Genomic DNA, 18,603 nt, shown 5'->3' on the forward strand with positions numbered 1-18,603 from the left:
TTCATGAATATTAAAGAAAAAGCGTCGGTTTATATGCGTTTAGCACGCATGGATCGTCCTATTGGGACTTTTTTATTACTTTGGCCTTGTTTGATGGCGTTGATGTTTGCTGCAGGCGGCATGCCTGATGCCAAAAATATTGTGATTTTTGTGATTGGTGTTTTAGTGATGCGCTCTTGCGGCGATATTATTAATGATTATGCCGACCGAGAATTAGATGGCCATGTAGAGCGCACAAAAAGCAGGCCATTAGCCAGTGGTGAGGTGAGTACTAAAGAAGCGCTGAGCTTATTTTTTGGATTAGCCTTAATTGCTTTTTTATTGGTTCTGATGCTGAATGCGTTAGTCATGAAACTGGCTATTGTCGGGATAATTTTAACCGTTATTTATCCTTTTATGAAACGCGTGACAAACATGCCGCAAATGTTTTTGGGCGTAGTCTGGAGCTGGTCTATTCCAATCGCCTATGCGGCACAATTAGGGCATATTCCTGCTGAAGCTTGGTGGTTATTTGCTGCGAATTGGTGCTGGACGGTGGCCTATGACACTATGTATGCCATGGTAGACAGAGATGATGATTTAAAAATCGGAATAAAATCAACGGCTATATTATTTGGCCGTTTTGATAGGCAAATTATTTTGGCTTTTCAGGTTGTGGCGCTTATTTGTTTCATTGCAGCAGGTTATGTTGCTGATAGAGGCTTTATTTATGGCTTAGGCGTTCTGGCTTTTATTGGGTTTGGTTTATATCAACAAAAACTGATTTTTCATCGTGACCGAGCATCGTGTTTACAGGCTTTTTTAAATAATAATTGGGCTGGAATGAGTTTATTTATTGCGTTGGGGTTAGACTATTGGCTTGGATAAGCAGCAGTTTTAATTGACGTTATCCTATAAAAATCAGCAGAAGTAGTACTATTGTTTGAAGAACTACTTCTGTTGACTATGTGCTTTTATGAATTCTGGACTAATTTTTCAAGATCCGCTGGACGGTAGTATACAGATTTTAATACTTTTCCTTGGCGTACGACTTTACCTGCCATTTCAACATCTTTAGCGCATTTCGCAATGATAAAATCGCCTTTTTTACTGCCTTCGATTTCTACACCTTGTTTTGCATAGTGAGCGACTGTTTCCGTGAGTTCATCTTCATTTTTACACACTTTACTCATATTGCTTGAATGGACCTCATTCCAGCAGCTAATGAAATCAATGCCTCTGTTTTTGGCGACGTGTAACAACAAATCAATAATATAGCTGATTTCAATATTGTCATTAAGTTGTGATGCGCCAAGATGCACTAAGCGACCCATTAACACATAGACACTATCGACAATTGCATCAGCTTGCTCAATCTTGGAATCTGCTTCAGCCAGTTCAGTTAGTTCTTCAATTGCAAGCGAAGTATGAAGTGTATCGGCTTTATCATCGAGTGTTTGTGGTGCTTCAATAGGCAAATCGAAGGTGGCGCGAAATTCATGGATATCCCGATAAAGATGTTCATATAAAGCAGGGGTAAGAGCGCTGAGTTTCATCAATTTGACCTTGAAAAATTGAAAGATAAAGAGGCCGTGATTTTAAGGGAATCTACCTATAATTGAAAGGGGATTTTGGCGGGAATTCCGCGTTACAGTTTAGGTAGGCAAGTTTGGATTTAAAAATGACTTTTAACGAGAAAACGAAATTCAAGCGTATTGACATCTTTACCGCGAGTAAAGGGGAAAGTTACGTCGATATGCGCCACATTACCAAAACTGGATTTGGAGGAATAGACTCTCGCACCAATTCCCAATACGCCTATGGGGCCTGAGACTTCATTATTTTCATCATCGCCACCAAATGCTTGCCCTATATCGGTAAAGGCTGCCCAACCTAACTCTGCCAATTGATAGAGATTGATGTTGGGGTAATATCTAAGTTCATTGGTGATCAGCCATTGATTATCTCCCCACTGGTAATTATCTGGATATCCACGGAGTCCTGTATCATCCCCTAAAGCAAAAGGTTCATCATAATAATGATTTTGTGAAGTACTCAAGCGGAGCTTGTTGTAAATGGTGAATTTGGGATTGATGTGGTAAAAATGTTCACCTGTGGCATTAATTTGAAAATACTCCTTTTGGCTTGTTGCAAGATCGCTGTAACCCGAAAAGTTGAGTAAATAAAGATGATCTTCTTGTTTATAACCTCGACTGGCAAGCCATTCAAGATGGAAGCCAATAGGTAAATGATTGCCTAAATCTTTAGTTTCTATGCCAAATTGAGCATAATGATACCAGCCTAAATTAAAATCTTCATTTTTATTAATGAGGTAGATATCATTTAAGACAGTATAGTCATCTTGGATGTATTCGTAACCTATCCAAGGGTAGAGGAAGTCTCTGTTTTTAGGTAATTGTGAATTGGGGTAATCGTCGGTATTGGTAAAGTCATTTTTATCTTTTGTTCCACCGATGATGAAGCGTGATAACTCTGTATTATCTTTATTGATTAACCAGCCATATTGCAATTCAATATAGTCAATTTGTTGTTTAAATTCATTTACCTCCTCACCATTCTGTCTTAAGGTGTCGGTGAGTAAATCATCAATATATTGAGCCGAATACATTTGTTTTGTTTCTAATGAATAAAAAGGGTTGTTAAAGAAAATCTCTGTTGCTTGGCCATCATCATTATCAAAAAAACTGGTGGTGAGTGTGGCATGCCTTAAAAAATAAACTGGTGTTTCAACTTCAAACTTATAACCTGTTCTGTCGATATCGGAGCTGTATTTAAATTGTGTTTTAATGCCGAGTCCAAGTAGATTATCTTCTTTTAAGCCAATAGAAGTGCTGGTATTACCGCCACTGCTTCCGAAATCTGCTGTGGGCAGCAACGACCAGTTATCCCATGTTTCAACAAGTACATTTTGACCTTTGTCAGAGTTTTTTACACTGGGATCTTTAGCTGAAAGTTCTACTTTTGCATCTCGAATGTAAGGTTCTGCCCTTAACAACCTAGGGGCTTCATTGAGTTGTTTGAGTGTCACTTCACTGTGCTCATTAAAATTGAGATTTTTACGAATAATCCAATCTCGCGTATTAATGTGTAAATAATTGGCCCAACGATGAATAAAAAATGTATTGGACTGTGATGTGTCAAAAATATTATTACTTTTGATGATAATTTTATCTATCAGAAAAGGTTTATTAGGATCGATCTCTTTTGAATTTAATGTGCTTTTTATTTTTTGATCTTGTTTATTATTTTTTGTGTTGTTTGCAGGCTGACTCGAAGGTTGCGTTTCTTGAACATAAGCTTTTGATGAGACAAAAAGTAAAGATAACGCGATAAGTCTACTTAATGAGAGATGCCTCATGGCTTTATCGCCTCCTTGCTAGTGATCTTAAAAAATTGATGTGTTAAATCAGTTTTACTTATCGTATTGCGCTTATTAATAACAGATGTAAAACGCACGTTAGTCAAGTTGTTGTAGGAATAAAGAAGTGGAAAAAGTAAAAGAAAGGGTTTGTGATTTTTAGCGGTGAACTGGTGTAGTCATCGAAGCCATCATTTTTAGGGCCTTAACTCGTTGAAGAGGCTTTAACGAGTTAAGGAAAGAAGAATTGTGTTATGGCTTCAAGGTTATAATGTACGCCTCGGAGGCACGGCAACGTTGGCAAAAATGAGTCCGGCCACTAGTGACATAAAGATCAAAAAAATCTGAGTACCTATATGAGATTGATTGAGCATGGTTTCCCCTAAAATTAAGGTATTGAGACCGATATAGGTTTTACTGCCTGGCACGAGGATCACAATACCTTGTAACAGGGCTATTGAAGCGGGAGCTTTCATCCAGCGGGCAAAAAGGTTGGAATAAATACCCACAATTAATGCACCAAAGAAAATACCAATAGATTCACCTAAATAGATGGCACCTAACATGGAAGAGAAAAAAGCGACAATGCCGGCTAAAATACCCCATGGAGAATCTTTCATACGGGCTTTAAAAATAATGACTAATGCCATAGACAATATCGGGACGGCAGACCAAATAGCCCATTGTGGTAAGGACTCAGGTTCCATGAAAGGATCTGGGGTAAAAAGAGCGCCAGCAACGGCCATGCCCAAAATAGCGCCAAAGTAGAGCTTAAAGAGGAGCATACAGGCGTCCATTATGCGTGCAGTACCCGATATTAGATCACGCGCTGCTAGTTCAGCGAGTCCTAGTGTGAGCGCCAATCCAGGGACAAAAATAATAATACCTGACAAGATGACCACAGGAATATTAATATGGGGATCAAATTGTGCCATGGCGCAGCTAAAGATGGCACAGAGAATAGCGGCAAGCGGTTCCAGCATTTCAGCCATACGTTTAGAACGTTCAGCACGGTAAACTAAGCCATAAACCATAAATCCTAAGAGTGCAGATGTAAATACATCACTCCAACTGGTGCCCATCAACATGGAAAATGCACCTGCTGCAGTGCCATAGGCTAGAAAAGTGAGTCCGACTCCATAAGGATTAGGTTTATTGATTATTTCTTCTAATCGAGCGAGTGCTTCTATGAGGCTGCGTTGCCCAGAAAGAAGCTCTTCCACTAATTCATCTGTTCTTGCTAAGGCCCCTAGATCGAGCTCTCCCGGATTGACTCTGGCGACATGATTGTATTCTTGATCAGTTTCATTTTGTAGTACAAATGTCATGCTAGTCGGTGAGATCAAAAAATAGCCTTCAATCCCCAATAAATGAGATACTGATTGTAGGTGAGCTTCAAGTCGATAAGCTGGGGTGCCAAACTTATGCAAAGCCTTTCCTAATTTTATAATAAAGCTACGTTTTTTTAAAAATTGTTCGTTATCCACTGCTGCTTTTCACTATAACAAAGAGGGGTTGTGATGCGGATTCCGACGATAAATTGAAAGTCGGTGTTAATTGCTTGCTATTTAAGTTGGTAATATTACCCTATTTACGCTAGAAAAGGAGAAAGCATTTGTTAATAATGTTAACTTAATTCTAATTAACTCGAGTTTAATTCAGTACATAAAACAATTCTAAGAGGGATATTCATGTCACTTGCTATTACAGGTTTTTATGCCAGCTTAACGGCGTTACTAGTTATTATTTTTGCGTATCGAGTTATAAGGCTTAGAAGTGAACATAAAATAGGTGTTGGCGTTGAAGATAACACCACATTACTGATTGCCACACGAGTGCATGGTAACTTATTAGAAAATGCCCCAGTAACATTAATTTTAATGCTGGCGACAGAGGCGAACGGTATGTCGCCCACCTTATTACATTGCTTTGGTAGTGTCTGGATTTTTTCACGTTTATTGCATGCAGCGGGGCTCATTCTTGGAAAAGGAGGGGCGCACTTTGGCCGGTATTGGGGAACCTTACTGACTTGGTTAGTCATGTTAGGTTTAGTGACTATCAATTTTATTCAATTTTTTGATCCCATGTGATGAATATTAATAGGTTTTATAGACTTTAAGCGGTATTCGATTTTTTGCTCTTGTTTTATGCCGCATTAATGCTCACTTTGCTTTAATTTGAGGGGTACTCTGTTTATCGTGTATAATTCGCCTCCCTGTGTAGGGAGGCGAATGTGCTTTCTCTGCCCTGAATCAGATTATTAGGCTTTTTATCTCATGCAAGTTGAATCGACTTTATTTACTTATCCTCGATATTGGGCGGAGTGTTATGGCACTGCTCCCTTTTTACCTATGTCTCGAAAAGAGATGGATCAACTGGGGTGGGATAGCTGTGACATTATTATTGTGACAGGTGATGCTTATGTTGATCATCCCAGTTTTGGTATGGCGGTGCTAGGACGTTTACTTGAAGTGCAGGGGTTTAGAGTCGGTATTATTTCTCAGCCAGATTGGTCTAGTAAGGCTGATTTTATGCAATTGGGACAGCCTAATTTATTTTTTGGCGTCACAGCTGGCAACATGGACTCGATGATTAACCGTTACACTGCAGATCGTCGATTACGTCATGATGATGCCTATACACCTAACAATGAAGGGGGAAAACGCCCTGATCGTGCAGTGACTGTTTATACTCAACGGTGCAAAGAAGCTTATAAAACCAGTCCTGTGGTGATAGGCGGGATTGAGGCGAGTTTACGCCGAATAGCCCATTATGATTATTGGTCAGATAAAGTACGACGCAGTGTATTATTTGATGCTAAAGCAGATATTTTAGTTTATGGGAATGCTGAAAGACCGATTGTTGATATTGCTCATCGAATTGCATCGGGTGAATCTATTGAGCAATTAAATGATATACGGGGCACAGCAGTATTACGTAAGACGCCTTTAGTCGAGTGGCGAGGGATGGACTCGCGTAAGCTTGATCAATTACATAAAATTGAGCCTTTAGCCAATCCTTATGGGGCTGATGATGTTGGTTGTAGTAATTTATCAGGCCCTAGTGATGTTAAAATATTTGATAATGATAAACCCAAAGCGATTAGTGTTCAGCCTCCGCGCCCTAAGCCGTGGGAAAAAACCTATGTATTATTGCCTGCGTTTGAAAAAGTAATACAAGATAAATATTTGTATGCTCATGCTTCACGTATTTTACATCAGGAAACGAATCCTGGTTGTGCAAGAGCCTTGTATCAGCCTCATGGCGATCGAGCTGTTTGGGTTAATCCACCGGCATGGCCACTCAATACCGATGAAATGGATGCGGTATTTGATTTACCTTACCAACGTGTTGCCCACCCTGTATATGGCACCGCTAAAATTCCTGCTTATGACATGATTAAGACTTCAGTGAATATCATGCGTGGTTGTTTTGGCGGTTGTTCATTTTGCTCAATTACGGAACATGAAGGGCGAATTATTCAGAGTCGTTCACAAGCCTCTATTGTACGTGAAATTGGTGAGATACGAGATAAAGTTCCGGGTTTTACTGGTGTGATTTCAGATTTAGGTGGTCCAACAGCAAACATGTATCGTTTGGGATGTAAGAGTGAAAAGGCGGAGAAGACTTGTCGCCGGCTATCTTGTGTTTTTCCATCGATTTGTGGTCATCTAGATACCGATCATCAAGCCACCATTGATCTTTATCGTGCTGCGCGTGATGTACCCGGGATTAAAAAAATTCTGATTGCATCAGGTGTCCGCTATGATTTAGCTATTGAAGATCCCCGCTATGTGAAGGAGCTGGCTAAGCATCATGTGGGTGGCTATTTAAAAATTGCACCTGAGCATACCGAAGAAGGCCCATTGAGCAAGATGATGAAGCCAGGTATGGGCACCTATGATAAATTTAAAGAGTTATTTGATAAGTATTCTCAAGAGGCTGGAAAGAAGCAATATCTTATTCCTTATTTTATTTCCGCTCATCCAGGCACAACTAATGAAGATATGATTAACTTGGCTTTATGGTTGAAGAATGAAAAATTTAAACTGGATCAAGTGCAAAATTTCTATCCATCTCCGATGGCAAATGCAACAACAATTTATCATACTGAATTGAATTCATTAAAAAATGTAAAGCATACCAGTGAGACAGTTCCAGTGCCTAAAAAGGGTAGACAACGCCGATTACATAAAGCTTTGTTACGTTATCATGATCCAGCAGGTTGGCCACTTATTCGTGAAGCGTTGACTGATATGAAAAAAGAACATCTTATCGGTAATGGTGCAAATTGTTTAGTTCCCGCAGAGACTCGTCATGAACAGCAACGTTATAAAACAAAACCGGCAGTCAAAGGAAAACAAGGATTGACGCGTTTTTCAACAGATCAATTTGATACTAAACGCAATGGGAAAAAACAAAAAACATTTAGTCAATCTGATGCAAACAGTAAGAGTAAAAAACCACAGGCTAAACGTAATACAAAGACCAATGCTTGGGGGACAACACCAAAGCATCAATGGTAATGTGTATTGACTTGTCGTTAACCTGAACTTGGAATAATGAGTGTCAAAGCGTATTGGTGATCTAGTTAAAGCCAGTGGAGGGAGCCTACTGGCTTTTTTTATCTGTAATTGTTAATCGATAACGGAATATCAGTCTCTTTTATCGAAGGTAAATTTTTGTCCAGCTAACGCAGCTTCATACATTAAACCGCCTTTTGCTAGGGTAAACGTTGCCATGCCATTGACATAAGAGGCGGCTGCGGCAGATTTACCTGCACTCGCGGAGTTGCCGGTTGTACTCGTTTGGGCATTAGCGCCAATTACAATGGCGACGGCTGAGGCTTGTGCGCTGAATTCGAAATTACCGCTGGTGAATTTTTGGTAAGCGGCTTCGTTTTGAAAAAAGATGATTTCACTATAAGCCTGCCCACCAAGCTGAAAACCGACAGACAGTTGCGTTAAGGTGGTGTCGCCAGTAATTCTTCCTTTTTTGTAGACATGCCCGTCACCATAAGCACCTCCAACGACAAACCCACCTTTGCCTACTGTTGGGAAGAGGGCATACCCATACGCGTTATTAAAGAACTGGCGTGTTTCTTTAGCCTTTTTAAAATTACAGGTAGCTTTTTTATAAGAATTATCTATTTGGCTACAATCACTTTTATTGTGATTGTCGGCTAATGCTTGTGTTGTGAAAAAGAGACTTAATATCATAAATAGTAGGTAAGTTGTTTTTGACATAAGGTGTTTCATTGGCGGTCTCCAAAATAAAGGGTGAATTTAAAGCATACGCATAGCTTAGTTAAAAATGAACATGATTAGATTAAAAAATGAACACACTTGAGTGTATTTTTAAGCATGCAAGCTCTGGTTCAGTGATATGGAGACGAGATAAGGTATTTTTTAGCTTAAATCACAGAGTGTTAAATATTTGTACGGAAAATAGAGGTTACTTATTCTCATTCATGACTTGTTGTAAAAAGTCGAGTTCTTCGTCGGTTAGTAAGTTGTCTTTAACTGTATTGGATGATGGTGGTGGCTGAATGGATGACATTTTTTGCTTTTTAATATGAGCAATATGAGTGACTTGTTTTAAGCCATAGAAAGCAAGTATGTATAAAGATATTAACAATATTACTCTTGATAAGAGTAAGTTAAAGAGATTGATCGTATCGCCAGTATAAAAGGGCAGCATGATTAACAGGCATCTGACGAGCCAGTTCATGATCAGTGCAAAGGTTAGAAGCAGTAACCATTTAAATTTTATTTGTGTTAACTCTGGATTCTGTAATGCATCTTTTTTGAATGGAAATTTGTTTAATAAATTGAATATGAGTATGAAATAGAAAGCGGCTTGCAGGCTTAATAATCCCGGAAAAACCATAAAAATCATATTAAATTCTTGAGGTGTCCAGATAGTCTGAAAAAATAAATTTGATGAATGAAGGAGTATAAACCAGTGGTAGGCAAAGACTAAGACAACCAATATAGCGACGAGGATAGCGGGGTAAAAATGTTTCCAATTTAAGTGATTAATACTTTTTATTGTTACATTGCTTTTACAATATAAATACACCAATGGCATGAGTAAGAAATAAATTGGAATAATTAACGTAAATAACATATTGATGGGGATGGGGGCGTTGTGCTCATTGATGGCACCAGTAAAAAAATAGACCGCTAATAGCCCTAATATTCCCGCTAATAAATGAGAGTTGAATGAGCGAGGTTGGTGATTTAAATTTATGTAAATACAAGCGGTTAAGCAATTTAGTCCGCCTAATATTGAGAGCCATAAATAGGCTTGAGAGAAAAATTGATTAAATTCATTCATTATTATTTATACACAATATTAATCACATTTGTATAGAGGCTGTATTTTAGAGTGATGCCTGTTTGCTTCTAGGATATGAAATAAAAATAGTAATATAAACATTAATATAATTATTTACATGTTTTATAGGCTTAAGACAAGTCTTGTGGGAGTGATGTTCTGTCAAAAAAGGAATATTGATAATAAATTAAACTGAATAGGGTTTGTTAGCTGATTATTCTAAACAATATACTATGATTTTTATAGTTGATATTTTTATATATGTTTTGATTACTTGCATTAAATTGATCCAAGGAAGATAAAATGAAAATTCTTGCCATCATTATCATTGTACTAATTGGGGTTTATCTTTATAGACGTAATAAAACCGTTTCGACACCAGAAGCCACAATCCATGATGAACAGTCTGAGGTTGATGGGTCATCTGAACATTTATCGATTTCTTCGTCTAAGGAAGAGGAGGCTGAACCTAGTATAACGTCCTTAACTGATGGAGAAAAAAAAGTGTTTAAGCTTTTTGTTAAAGCGAACGAGCGGCTTAAAAAGCATGTGGACAACCTCAATCAATCTGAAATATTAGAAGAGAAATATACAGCGATGATTGCGGTTATAGCTGAATGCTATAAACAGCGGAAAGATAAGCAATATGTTGATTTTTGCGTGACGTTATCCTCAGATTTTTCACGATTATGTGAGAGGATTAGTCAAGATGAATCTTTACTGGATTTGAAAGGGGTGAGCTTTATGCAATTGGCAACACTGCTAAACGATAAAGGTGATTTTGATGAGGCGATTTCGATTTGTCAGCAAGCGATTGATTATGAATTAACCGATGGAACGGTGAGTGGCTTTTCTGGTCGTAAAAGTCGCATTGAGAAGGCAAAGCATAAGCAAGCCAGATAATTGTGGTAAGTTTGATGCTAATACCAATTTCATTATATATGATCTTTCTGCGGGAGCCTCTGAACCTTATAATGGAATTGGTATTAATTAAAGATGGTTAGCCTATAAGGTATACTGTATCTGCATTGATTTAGCTATACAGGTTTCAATTAGAGGGTTTAAGTAAGATTTCTTTACTCAGTTATTCGGTTTTTATTCAGAAGTGTCACCACAATACTTAGAAGAGCCTAATGGGTGGGATGGAGTGATGCTGCCCATTTTGTTGGACTCACTTAGCCAACCAATATTTTACTCGCTCAGTTATCAGTCAATCAGATCATTGACTGTGCTTGTTACTAGGTTCAAGTTTATTCTGGTCATCAGTTTGGTGGTTACACTTCATAATTGGGTGATGGATGTTCAGTTATTATCGGGGAGGCTCAAGGGCCTTTAGCTGATTGGGATGTTGCGTTAAAAGGATCGGCTATGACCTCTTATTCGAGACATAGTGATGGGCGGGCGGTGTTACGTTCGGCAACTCGAGATCTTTTTGATTTCTGAAGCTTGACATTAGTTAACCTGAACTGGGAATAATGAGTGTCAAAGAATATTAGTTATCCATTTAAAATTAATTGGTTAAAATCATTTCAGTTATTCTTTATTGTTTAATTTGACTAAATACCCCTATTAAGCGGCGCTGCTTATCCCGAGTTCAGGTTATTTACATATTCCTATGATTCACGCTTTGGCTGTTATAGTCTCAAAGACACCTGTGTGGCGAGATACTCAAGAAATGGCTGTAATAACGCTGAGGTTGGCTAAGAGTCATATTTGTTTTGCTCACTTTGAGTATTTTTTGTCATAGTGATACCAGTTCGCATGATAAATTAATTCCAATTATTGAATTTCACTATCTCACAACACTCCCCTCATTGAGCTGATAACCTAGGCAACCGGGCATGGTTTTGTCAGGTGGATAAAGATACTGCGAGTATGATTGCACATTGATAGGTTGTAGGGCTTGTTCATGGAGTGATGAATACTGATAACATGCCTATTTTAGTGATTTTGGTCCTTTTGCTTTTTTAGGTATGCTTAAGGAAGATTTTATTTGTAATGATTTTGATGTTCAAGGACGTTATGCGTTTAATCAACCTGAACTCGGGTTCATGAGTGTCAGATAAAAATTTAATGACATTTAAAATCAAATTCTTAATTTACTTGCCTGTTTTTATTTATTTTACTTTTTGCTAAATGCCGATATTTTTGTCGATATCAAGGCGAGGTTTCGTGCCTAATAGCCCGCTATTAGTAGGAAGCACAACACAGATAGGGGCCAAAAGCGATATGTAACGGCGCTTTTGGCCCTAGTTCAGGTTAATCAGCAACTGGAGGGTACTTTGGAGCTTATAACGTTTAACCCAAGCATTAATACCAATTATATCACCAGATGACTTAATGAAAGTGTTAAACACATACCAGAATGAACTTGTTAGCCATTATTTACATTTAATGCGTAATAAACTTGGCATCAGTATAATCAATGTCTCAAAAGATTCACCAAAAGAAGATGAAAATGATTTAGCGTTAATTAGTGAATTTATGCGGCCAATGAAGTACAGCCAGTTAGTTCATACGCTAACATGGTGTCAATGTGGACAAATTGACGCTAAAGACAAACAAGTGAGTTTAAGGGAGGGTTTTGTGGTTCGAGATGATTTTGATATTTGGTTTACTCATTATCAGCAGCGAGTCGGAAAATCGAGAATTGGCTGACATTACGTAATCAGTCAAACTCTAAATATATAGTACCAAATTTTCTGGTTCAAGAGGCCCTAAAGGCTACGTAGAAGGATGATTTATCGAAACTACTTAAATTGTCTCTGATTTTGCCAGAAAACCAACCCATGATGAGGCAGACATGATGCTGTCTTACAGTCATTGAGAAGAGTAAAATGAAAATAAATGCAATACAACTTAATGAAGTACAGTTAAGCTTATCAATTTTAGCCAATGTGGATTTTGAGCATTTTTCAGATTTTGCAGAGCCTTTCGTTAAGCGATTAGATTGCCATGTGATAGAACGACAGTGGGGAGCCGATCGCCATCAATGGTTGTTGGACTTTGAAGGTTGTCAGTTGCAGTTACATTATGAATTCTATGGTGATGTATGCTGGTTATCGGTTTCAAACGAAGAGGATATAGAGGTGTTAATTTATTTAGCTGGATTATTAAAGCCTTATGTTGCGTCAAATGAGTAAACGAGAAAAACATGAATAAAGTAGAACCAAGTACGCCAATACAGAGTGAATTTCATTATCAAGCTTTGACTCCCGACTTGATTTTAACCGCCATAGAGTCACTGGGTGTTTATCCTGAAACGGGGTTATTGGCGTTGAACAGTTATGAAAATAGGGTGTATCAGTTTCGCTGCGATCGTGGTGTACGTTATGTGGTTAAATTTTATCGACCAGAGCGTTGGAGTATTGAGCAAATTCAAGAGGAACATGATTTTTCAGCAGCCTTAGTCTCAAATGAGGTTCCTATCGCAACGCCTGTTATGATTAATAATCAATCGTTACATGTGTATGAAGGGTTTAAATTTGCTTTATACCCTTCTATTGGCGGGCGTTCATTTGAAGTGGACAATCTTGATCAACTTGAAGCGGCAGGGCGATTTATAGGCCGTATTCATCAATATTCATCACAGGATGTTTTTCATTATCGAGACGGCATGTCACCTCAACTATTGGGTGATGAGTCATTAATGTGGTTAAAAAGTTCTGGTCATGTTCCAGTCAGTTTGCGGGAAGCTTATTTCACTGTAGTGGAACAGGTGCTTGCTAAAGCTACTGCTTTATGGGAAAGCGTTAATGTTTCTGGAATTCGATTACATGGCGATTTGCATCCTAGTAATATTTTATGGACACCGAATGATGGTCCAAGTTTTGTAGATTTGGATGATGCTCGTACCGGGCCTGCGATTCAAGATCTGTGGATGTTATTATCGGGAGATAGACCTCAACAATTATTGCAACTTGAGGTGATATTAGAAGCGTATGAAGAGTTTTGTGACTTTGATTCACGGCAATTGGCGTTAATTGAGCCATTAAGGGCGATGCGGATGTTGCATTATAATGCTTGGCTGAGTCGCCGTTGGGCAGATCCCGCCTTTCCGATGAACTTTCCTTGGTTTGGACAAGATAAGTATTGGGAGCAGCAAATTTTAGCCTTTAAAGAACAGCTCGCCGCATTGAATGAGCCCCCATTGAGTTTGTTACCGCAATACTAACGTCCAATTGATATTAAGCAGTAATATATTATTACTGTTTTGAAATACAGATAAAAGAACTCTATGATATGCTCCAAGTGACAATTATATTATTTGAAGTCGACAAGGAATAAGCATGAAAAAAGCATTACTTATTGCAGCGATGTTGTTAATCGCGCCAATGGTATCGATGGCTGATACTGCGCCAGTTAAACCTGATGTTTCTAAGCCTGTAGTAGCATCAAAGTATAAAGAAGGAGTACATTACACTGTTATTAATCAAGGGCCTGCCACAAGCAAGCCTGAAATTACAGAGTTTTTCTCTTTCTATTGTCCACATTGCTATACCTTTCAAAAATCAGAAGTACCAAAAATTAAGAAGCGTTTACCGAAGGGTGTGAAGTTTAAGCAAGTTCAAGTTGACTTTTTAGGTGGTAAAGGAAAGGGTGGCGTGAACATGGGTGATGTCATGGCCCGTGCTTTTGCGATTGCTCAACTGCTCAAAGTTGAAAATAAAATTGAGCCAGCTATATTTTCAGCCATTCATGATAAAAGGCAACGTTTTACCAGCTTAGACGATGTTAGGGCATTGTTCGTGGCTAATGGTGTGGATGGAGCGGAATTTGATGCAGCGGCTAATTCATTTATGGTGAATGCTCAAATGGCGCAAATGGTACGTGAAACAAAAGATGCGGGGATTAAGGGTGTGCCCACATTGATTGTTAACGGTAAATATCGTGTTGAAACTGGTGCGATTAAATCTTACGATGATATGCTTAACATTGCGTTTTATCTCACCACCTTGAAATAAATAAGTGATACCCATGATACTCTAGATACATATTTTCAGAGAGTAAAAAAGTGCATCATTTAAAGCGTATTATTGTCGAAATGCGACAACCTTTTAAGGTGGGGGTAAACACTTGTTAATCTTTTAAAAAGAAGCCACATGGCTTCTTTTTTATTTTATCTATTTGTCTAACTGCCTAATGCCATTCAATCTTTTATATTGTCTTTTTATTTTATTGATTACTACATAAATTCAGTTCGGTTAATGATACAACCTTGGTCCGTGCTTGATGACTTTTAGTAAGTAAGGTGTTTTGAGAGAAGATAATGAAGACGATTTTTGGAGTAATTTTAAGTTTATCATTCATGACGTTGAATGTGCTAGCAACGGAGTACAAGGAAGGGGTTCATTACACCGTAATTCGAGAAAGGGCTTCTGTAACGCCTGAAATTACTAGTTTCTTTTCATTTTATTGTGGTCATTGTTACCAATTTTCACAGATGGAAATACCTAAAATGAAAGCACAGTTACCCCAAGGTGTAAGCTTTAAACAGGTGCAAGTTGCGGCCGTGGGTGGAGCGATGGGAAAAGAAATGGCTAAAGCCTTTGTGATTGCCCAGTTACTTGATGTGGAAGAGGTCATTGAAGGGGCATTATTTCAAGCAGTACATAAAACAGGTGTTCGGTTTACTCAATTAGATGATATTAAAAAAGTATTTATTGAAAATGGTGTGGATGATGCAGAATTTGATGCTGCAGCATCCTCATTTATGGTCAGCAGTAAGGTGGCACAAATGGAACAGGCGGTTAAAGATGCCGACATAGTAGGCGTACCTACCTTAATTGTAAACGGAAAATATCGTGTCGAAACTGGTGCGATTAAATCTTATGATGAGATGAGGCAAATAGCCTATTATTTAACTGGGTTGAATTAGGTATAACTTCATAGATAGAAAAAAACCGTACTTCATTTTTGTGAGAAGTACGGCTACAAGAGCTATTTGCTCAATATTACCCTGAGTAACTCATAAAATTTAACAGAGAGTCATTTTTTTGGCAAGTGTCACTTTATTATTTTTGCGAACTATTTGTCTGAAAGAGAAGCTTAAATTGTTTTTTTATGCTGAAAATGGGGTTAAATTCAGTTTTTATTTGTAAAGGATGCAACTCTACTTCTATCTTTATGGTCGAACTAGAGTGAAAGAACAGAGATCATACCCAAAACGTGATTTGGGCAGGTTTTGATTTTTGAAATGTGTTAATTGTAGAATCATTAAAGGAGGCGCTTTATGAGGGTATTTCCCGTTTATGCACCAAAATTGATTGTCAAACACGTGAGGATTTTTTTAAAGGGATCGATTTGGGTTAGGGGACTAGGAAGGTTAGAATTTTCAAAGGGAAGAGTGCTATTACCCAAGAAAAGCCTGCCAAAGGTTCAGCAGGCGATTGATGAACTCAATGAGCTAATTGAGTCGCAAAACCTTGAAGAACAAGCGAGCTAATAATTAGCTAACTTCTTCATTGAGTAAACCAACTAATCCAGTTACTTTTTCATTCCAAGAAGTGAGCTCTTGTTGTAAATGTTGGTTTTTCTCAATTAATGATTTACTTGATTGTCGTTCCTCTTCAAGCTCCATTTTCAATAATTCAATGGTTTCAAGTGCAGTTTGGATTTTTGTTTCTAGTTTTGATAATAATTCAAGGCTCATGGGAGTTCCTTTTGTGTCAAGATTACAAATACTGATTCTAGCAGTGCGGTAGGCTTAGTGAATAGCCAATTCTTTCAAGTGATGAAAAAAAAATCAATAAATTGCACGAATTTTGTATTTTATAGTGGTTTTTCCACATTATCTTTTCAAAGAGTCAATCCTTGAGTGAAAGAGTTTTATATTTGATGATCTTATGTCGAAAAAAAACCCCTTATTGAGGGGTTTTATCAGTGTGGATTTTCTAGAAGCGGTAATCTACGCCGAGATAAACTTGCTGTGAGTTATCTAGAGAGACAATCGATTTAGAGTAATCCTGTTTTAGATAACGGTAACCCACTTCAGTGCTCAATTTAGGGTTTATTTTATACTGTAACCCTGTTTGTCCACCCCAGACGAATCGATTAGCTGAGTCGAGGGAAGAAGCGTCAGGACTGATATGGTTCATACCTGCAGTAGCACCGACAAACCAGTTGAGTTTTTGGTCGCTTGTGACAGGAATGAGGAAATCATAAGAGACTAGACCCATTTGCTGCTTTGCAAATTCATCATCATTGAATGAGTAAGTCAAATAAAGTCGTGCTTCATTGTTGATATAAGTACCAGCACGTAGTTGGTAAGTAGGATCATTCACATCTTTTGAATAACCACTGCCAAAATCATAATCATTTTGTTGATTACCGTAGGCTGCTCCGACAAAGTTATCGGCGGCCATTGCTGGGATAGAAAGCGTTGTTGCAACTACAGATGCTAAAACAAGAGATTTCGTTTTCATCATTTTCATCATTGACTCCGCTATATTATAAGAAATTTTTCTCGAAACATCATAGGAGAGATAAGCTGAATAATAACTGAACATAGCTACTTATTGAATTTTAATGTTTTTTGAAAAAATTGACCAATTGAAATTCAATTGTATTTCTATGTTAATTCTGTGTTTATATTGATTTAATGTTTACCGTTTTCTATGGCATGTTTTTGGTTAAATATGGAGATTGCATACACATAATTTTATGTATTCAATACATAAAAATAGAGAGGAGGAAGGTCATTATACTTGACTTTGTGCGTGAGGCTCCATAGTCTGCGTCACATTGATTAAGGTGGTATTTCATGCAAATTAGTTACAATTTAAAGTCAAAGTCTGAACGTCGACAAGTGGCATTTGAACCGAAAGACAATGTGGGGTTCGGTGAACTGAGAACTGACCACATGTTTTTAATGGATTTTCGAGAGGGTCAATGGGTGGATCCTAGGATAGTGCCTTATGGACCTTTTGAAGTGGCGCCGGGTGCTATTGCACTGCATTATGGCCAGTCTGTTTTTGAAGGAGCGAAAGCATTTCATCATAAAGATGGTGAAATTTATACTTTTAGATTGGATAAAAATGCTCAACGATTAAATCGTTCTGCAGATATTTTGTGCATGCAGGGTGTGCCTGAAGCAATGCAAAGAGCGGGTATTGAAGCGTTGATTGATGTCGATAGATTATGGTTTCCGATGCAAGATGATGCTTGTTTGTATATTCGTCCTTTTATTTTTGCAACAGAAGATCGTTTATCCGTTTCACCCAGTGAGCAATATACCTTTTGTGTTATTTTAAGTCCAAGTGGCCCCTATTATAAAGCGGGCTTCAATCAAGCTATTCGTTTACTGATAAGTCAACGTTTTCATCGCGCTGTATCCGGAGGCATAGGGGCTTCTAAAGCATCAGGGAATTATGCAGCTTCTTTAAAAGCGGGTAAAGTAGCTGCTGAATACGGTGCGGCACAGGTGCTCTATTTAGATGCTAATAATCAGCAAATAGAGGAAGTGGGGGCAATGAACCACTTTCATATTCTTAAAGATGGCACCGTGATTATCCCTACTTTTACGGATACCATTTTGAAGTCGATTACTTCTGAGTCTATTTTAGAATTGGGTGATTTACTGGGTTGTGAAGTCAGGCAAGAAACTGTTTTACTCGATAAATTCATTCAAGATATTGAATCTGGCGAAATTATAGAGGCGGGTGGATTGGGGACTGCTGCAGTAGTAGCGCCTGTTGGTTCGTATATTTTTGAAGATAAGCGAATACTGACTGTGGGAAATGGTGGTGTTGGCGAGCATACCAAACGAATTTATAACGTATTGACTGATATTCAAAAAGGTTATAAGCAAGGCCCTAAAGATTGGCTAGTTAAAGTGGGCCGAACGGGTCATTAGTTGATTGAAATAATGAGTATAAAAAGCCTTCAATCCTGAAGGCTTTTTTTGT

Annotated in this window: 17 protein-coding genes and 3 pseudogenes; 13 read left to right on the forward strand and 7 right to left on the reverse strand. The window is 38.1% G+C overall.

Annotated elements, in window-relative coordinates; genetic code table 11:
• The first annotated feature begins 3 nt into the window (after nucleotides 1–3).
• Entirely contained in the window at nucleotides 4–867 is an 864-nt protein-coding gene (ubiA, locus tag Q0976_RS01065) for a 4-hydroxybenzoate octaprenyltransferase (protein WP_299489971.1), read from the forward strand.
• 86 nt (nucleotides 868–953) lie between these two features.
• Here ubiA and Q0976_RS01070 read toward each other — a convergent pair whose 3' ends face one another.
• The 3 genes from Q0976_RS01070 to Q0976_RS01080 all read right to left on the reverse strand — a co-directional run bounded on the left by Q0976_RS01070 (nucleotide 954) and on the right by Q0976_RS01080 (nucleotide 4,845).
• On the reverse strand, nucleotides 954–1,535 hold the full coding sequence (locus tag Q0976_RS01070; protein ID WP_299489973.1) for a nucleoside triphosphate pyrophosphohydrolase family protein: 582 nt from the start codon (nucleotides 1,533–1,535) through the stop codon (nucleotides 954–956).
• 119 nt (nucleotides 1,536–1,654) lie between these two features.
• Nucleotides 1,655–3,358 (reverse strand): ShlB/FhaC/HecB family hemolysin secretion/activation protein, encoded by a 1,704-nt coding sequence (locus Q0976_RS01075; RefSeq protein WP_299489975.1) that lies wholly within the window; start codon nucleotides 3,356–3,358, stop codon nucleotides 1,655–1,657.
• Between the two features lie 266 nt (nucleotides 3,359–3,624).
• The gene (locus Q0976_RS01080; protein ID WP_299489977.1) at nucleotides 3,625–4,845 is read right to left on the reverse strand and encodes a threonine/serine exporter family protein; all 1,221 of its coding nucleotides are present in this window, start codon (nucleotides 4,843–4,845) and stop codon (nucleotides 3,625–3,627) included.
• A 204-nt stretch (nucleotides 4,846–5,049) separates the two neighbouring features.
• Here Q0976_RS01080 and Q0976_RS01085 point away from each other — a divergent pair, with 204 nt between their 5' ends.
• Together Q0976_RS01085 and Q0976_RS01090 are read left to right on the forward strand one after the other, a co-directional pair.
• On the forward strand, nucleotides 5,050–5,448 hold the full coding sequence (locus tag Q0976_RS01085) for an MAPEG family protein (RefSeq protein WP_299489981.1): 399 nt from the start codon (nucleotides 5,050–5,052) through the stop codon (nucleotides 5,446–5,448).
• A 186-nt stretch (nucleotides 5,449–5,634) separates the two neighbouring features.
• Nucleotides 5,635–7,884: a YgiQ family radical SAM protein gene (locus Q0976_RS01090; RefSeq protein ID WP_299489983.1), complete on the forward strand. Its 2,250-nt coding sequence runs from the start codon at nucleotides 5,635–5,637 to the stop codon at nucleotides 7,882–7,884.
• Between the two features lie 129 nt (nucleotides 7,885–8,013).
• On the opposite strand, the gene Q0976_RS01095 is transcribed toward Q0976_RS01090, so the two are convergent.
• Together Q0976_RS01095 and Q0976_RS01100 are read right to left on the reverse strand one after the other, a co-directional pair.
• Nucleotides 8,014–8,616, reverse strand: coding sequence for a lipid-binding SYLF domain-containing protein (locus Q0976_RS01095; protein ID WP_299489986.1), 603 nt, complete (start codon nucleotides 8,614–8,616; stop codon nucleotides 8,014–8,016).
• A gap of 196 nt (nucleotides 8,617–8,812) precedes the next feature.
• On the reverse strand, nucleotides 8,813–9,697 hold the full coding sequence (locus Q0976_RS01100) for a hypothetical protein (RefSeq protein WP_299489988.1): 885 nt from the start codon (nucleotides 9,695–9,697) through the stop codon (nucleotides 8,813–8,815).
• 303 nt (nucleotides 9,698–10,000) lie between these two features.
• Here Q0976_RS01100 and Q0976_RS01105 point away from each other — a divergent pair, with 303 nt between their 5' ends.
• The 9 genes and pseudogenes from Q0976_RS01105 (at nucleotide 10,001) to Q0976_RS01145 (ending at nucleotide 16,142) form a co-directional block, all read left to right on the forward strand.
• Nucleotides 10,001–10,600: a hypothetical protein gene (locus Q0976_RS01105; RefSeq protein WP_299489991.1), complete on the forward strand. Its 600-nt coding sequence runs from the start codon at nucleotides 10,001–10,003 to the stop codon at nucleotides 10,598–10,600.
• Between the two features lie 202 nt (nucleotides 10,601–10,802).
• A pseudogene (locus Q0976_RS01110) lies at nucleotides 10,803–11,144 on the forward strand (protein adenylyltransferase SelO family protein); the annotation flags it as partial.
• Nucleotides 11,145–11,297: 153 nt separating this feature from the next.
• Nucleotides 11,298–11,745 (forward strand): annotated as a pseudogene (locus tag Q0976_RS01115) (protein adenylyltransferase SelO family protein); the annotation flags it as partial.
• Nucleotides 11,746–12,007: 262 nt separating this feature from the next.
• Nucleotides 12,008–12,355 (forward strand): annotated as a pseudogene (locus Q0976_RS01120) (protein adenylyltransferase SelO family protein); the annotation flags it as partial.
• Nucleotides 12,356–12,534: 179 nt separating this feature from the next.
• Nucleotides 12,535–12,840 (forward strand): DUF3630 family protein, encoded by a 306-nt coding sequence (locus Q0976_RS01125; RefSeq protein ID WP_299489994.1) that lies wholly within the window; start codon nucleotides 12,535–12,537, stop codon nucleotides 12,838–12,840.
• Nucleotides 12,841–12,851: 11 nt separating this feature from the next.
• Entirely contained in the window at nucleotides 12,852–13,871 is a 1,020-nt protein-coding gene (locus Q0976_RS01130; protein ID WP_299489997.1) for a serine/threonine protein kinase, read from the forward strand.
• A 115-nt stretch (nucleotides 13,872–13,986) separates the two neighbouring features.
• Complete coding sequence (locus tag Q0976_RS01135; RefSeq protein WP_299490000.1) at nucleotides 13,987–14,661, forward strand: thiol:disulfide interchange protein DsbA/DsbL; 675 nt, start codon at nucleotides 13,987–13,989, stop codon at nucleotides 14,659–14,661.
• A 305-nt stretch (nucleotides 14,662–14,966) separates the two neighbouring features.
• Entirely contained in the window at nucleotides 14,967–15,575 is a 609-nt protein-coding gene (locus tag Q0976_RS01140; protein WP_299490003.1) for a thiol:disulfide interchange protein DsbA/DsbL, read from the forward strand.
• 354 nt (nucleotides 15,576–15,929) lie between these two features.
• Nucleotides 15,930–16,142, forward strand: coding sequence for a DUF1107 domain-containing protein (locus Q0976_RS01145; RefSeq protein WP_299490005.1), 213 nt, complete (start codon nucleotides 15,930–15,932; stop codon nucleotides 16,140–16,142).
• 3 nt (nucleotides 16,143–16,145) lie between these two features.
• Here the strand turns inward: Q0976_RS01145 and Q0976_RS01150 are convergent, their stop codons facing one another.
• Both Q0976_RS01150 and Q0976_RS01155 read right to left on the reverse strand, forming a co-directional pair.
• Nucleotides 16,146–16,349 (reverse strand): cell division protein ZapB, encoded by a 204-nt coding sequence (locus Q0976_RS01150; RefSeq protein WP_298773662.1) that lies wholly within the window; start codon nucleotides 16,347–16,349, stop codon nucleotides 16,146–16,148.
• 241 nt (nucleotides 16,350–16,590) lie between these two features.
• Nucleotides 16,591–17,124 (reverse strand): outer membrane beta-barrel protein, encoded by a 534-nt coding sequence (locus Q0976_RS01155; protein WP_366525037.1) that lies wholly within the window; start codon nucleotides 17,122–17,124, stop codon nucleotides 16,591–16,593.
• 335 nt (nucleotides 17,125–17,459) lie between these two features.
• Between Q0976_RS01155 and Q0976_RS01160 the strand changes: the two genes are divergently transcribed.
• Entirely contained in the window at nucleotides 17,460–18,551 is a 1,092-nt protein-coding gene (locus tag Q0976_RS01160) for a branched-chain amino acid aminotransferase (RefSeq protein ID WP_299490008.1), read from the forward strand.
• The last annotated feature ends 52 nt before the right edge of the window (nucleotides 18,552–18,603 follow it).

Source organism: uncultured Shewanella sp., from assembly GCF_947501665.1.
Lineage (GTDB): Bacteria > Pseudomonadota > Gammaproteobacteria > Enterobacterales > Shewanellaceae > Shewanella.

Coding starts and splice junctions, on each gene's coding strand:
- ubiA (WP_299489971.1), top strand. CDS start 4: ATGAATATTAAAGAAAAAGCGTCGGTTTATATGCGTTTAGCACGCATG.
- Q0976_RS01070 (WP_299489973.1), bottom strand. CDS start 1,535: ATGAAACTCAGCGCTCTTACCCCTGCTTTATATGAACATCTTTATCGG.
- Q0976_RS01075 (WP_299489975.1), bottom strand. CDS start 3,358: ATGAGGCATCTCTCATTAAGTAGACTTATCGCGTTATCTTTACTTTTT.
- Q0976_RS01085 (WP_299489981.1), top strand. CDS start 5,050: ATGTCACTTGCTATTACAGGTTTTTATGCCAGCTTAACGGCGTTACTA.
- Q0976_RS01090 (WP_299489983.1), top strand. CDS start 5,635: ATGCAAGTTGAATCGACTTTATTTACTTATCCTCGATATTGGGCGGAG.
- Q0976_RS01095 (WP_299489986.1), bottom strand. CDS start 8,616: ATGAAACACCTTATGTCAAAAACAACTTACCTACTATTTATGATATTA.
- Q0976_RS01100 (WP_299489988.1), bottom strand. CDS start 9,697: ATGAATGAATTTAATCAATTTTTCTCTCAAGCCTATTTATGGCTCTCA.
- Q0976_RS01105 (WP_299489991.1), top strand. CDS start 10,001: ATGAAAATTCTTGCCATCATTATCATTGTACTAATTGGGGTTTATCTT.
- Q0976_RS01125 (WP_299489994.1), top strand. CDS start 12,535: ATGAAAATAAATGCAATACAACTTAATGAAGTACAGTTAAGCTTATCA.
- Q0976_RS01130 (WP_299489997.1), top strand. CDS start 12,852: ATGAATAAAGTAGAACCAAGTACGCCAATACAGAGTGAATTTCATTAT.
- Q0976_RS01135 (WP_299490000.1), top strand. CDS start 13,987: ATGAAAAAAGCATTACTTATTGCAGCGATGTTGTTAATCGCGCCAATG.
- Q0976_RS01140 (WP_299490003.1), top strand. CDS start 14,967: ATGAAGACGATTTTTGGAGTAATTTTAAGTTTATCATTCATGACGTTG.
- Q0976_RS01145 (WP_299490005.1), top strand. CDS start 15,930: ATGAGGGTATTTCCCGTTTATGCACCAAAATTGATTGTCAAACACGTG.
- Q0976_RS01150 (WP_298773662.1), bottom strand. CDS start 16,349: ATGAGCCTTGAATTATTATCAAAACTAGAAACAAAAATCCAAACTGCA.
- Q0976_RS01155 (WP_366525037.1), bottom strand. CDS start 17,124: ATGATGAAAACGAAATCTCTTGTTTTAGCATCTGTAGTTGCAACAACG.
- Q0976_RS01160 (WP_299490008.1), top strand. CDS start 17,460: ATGCAAATTAGTTACAATTTAAAGTCAAAGTCTGAACGTCGACAAGTG.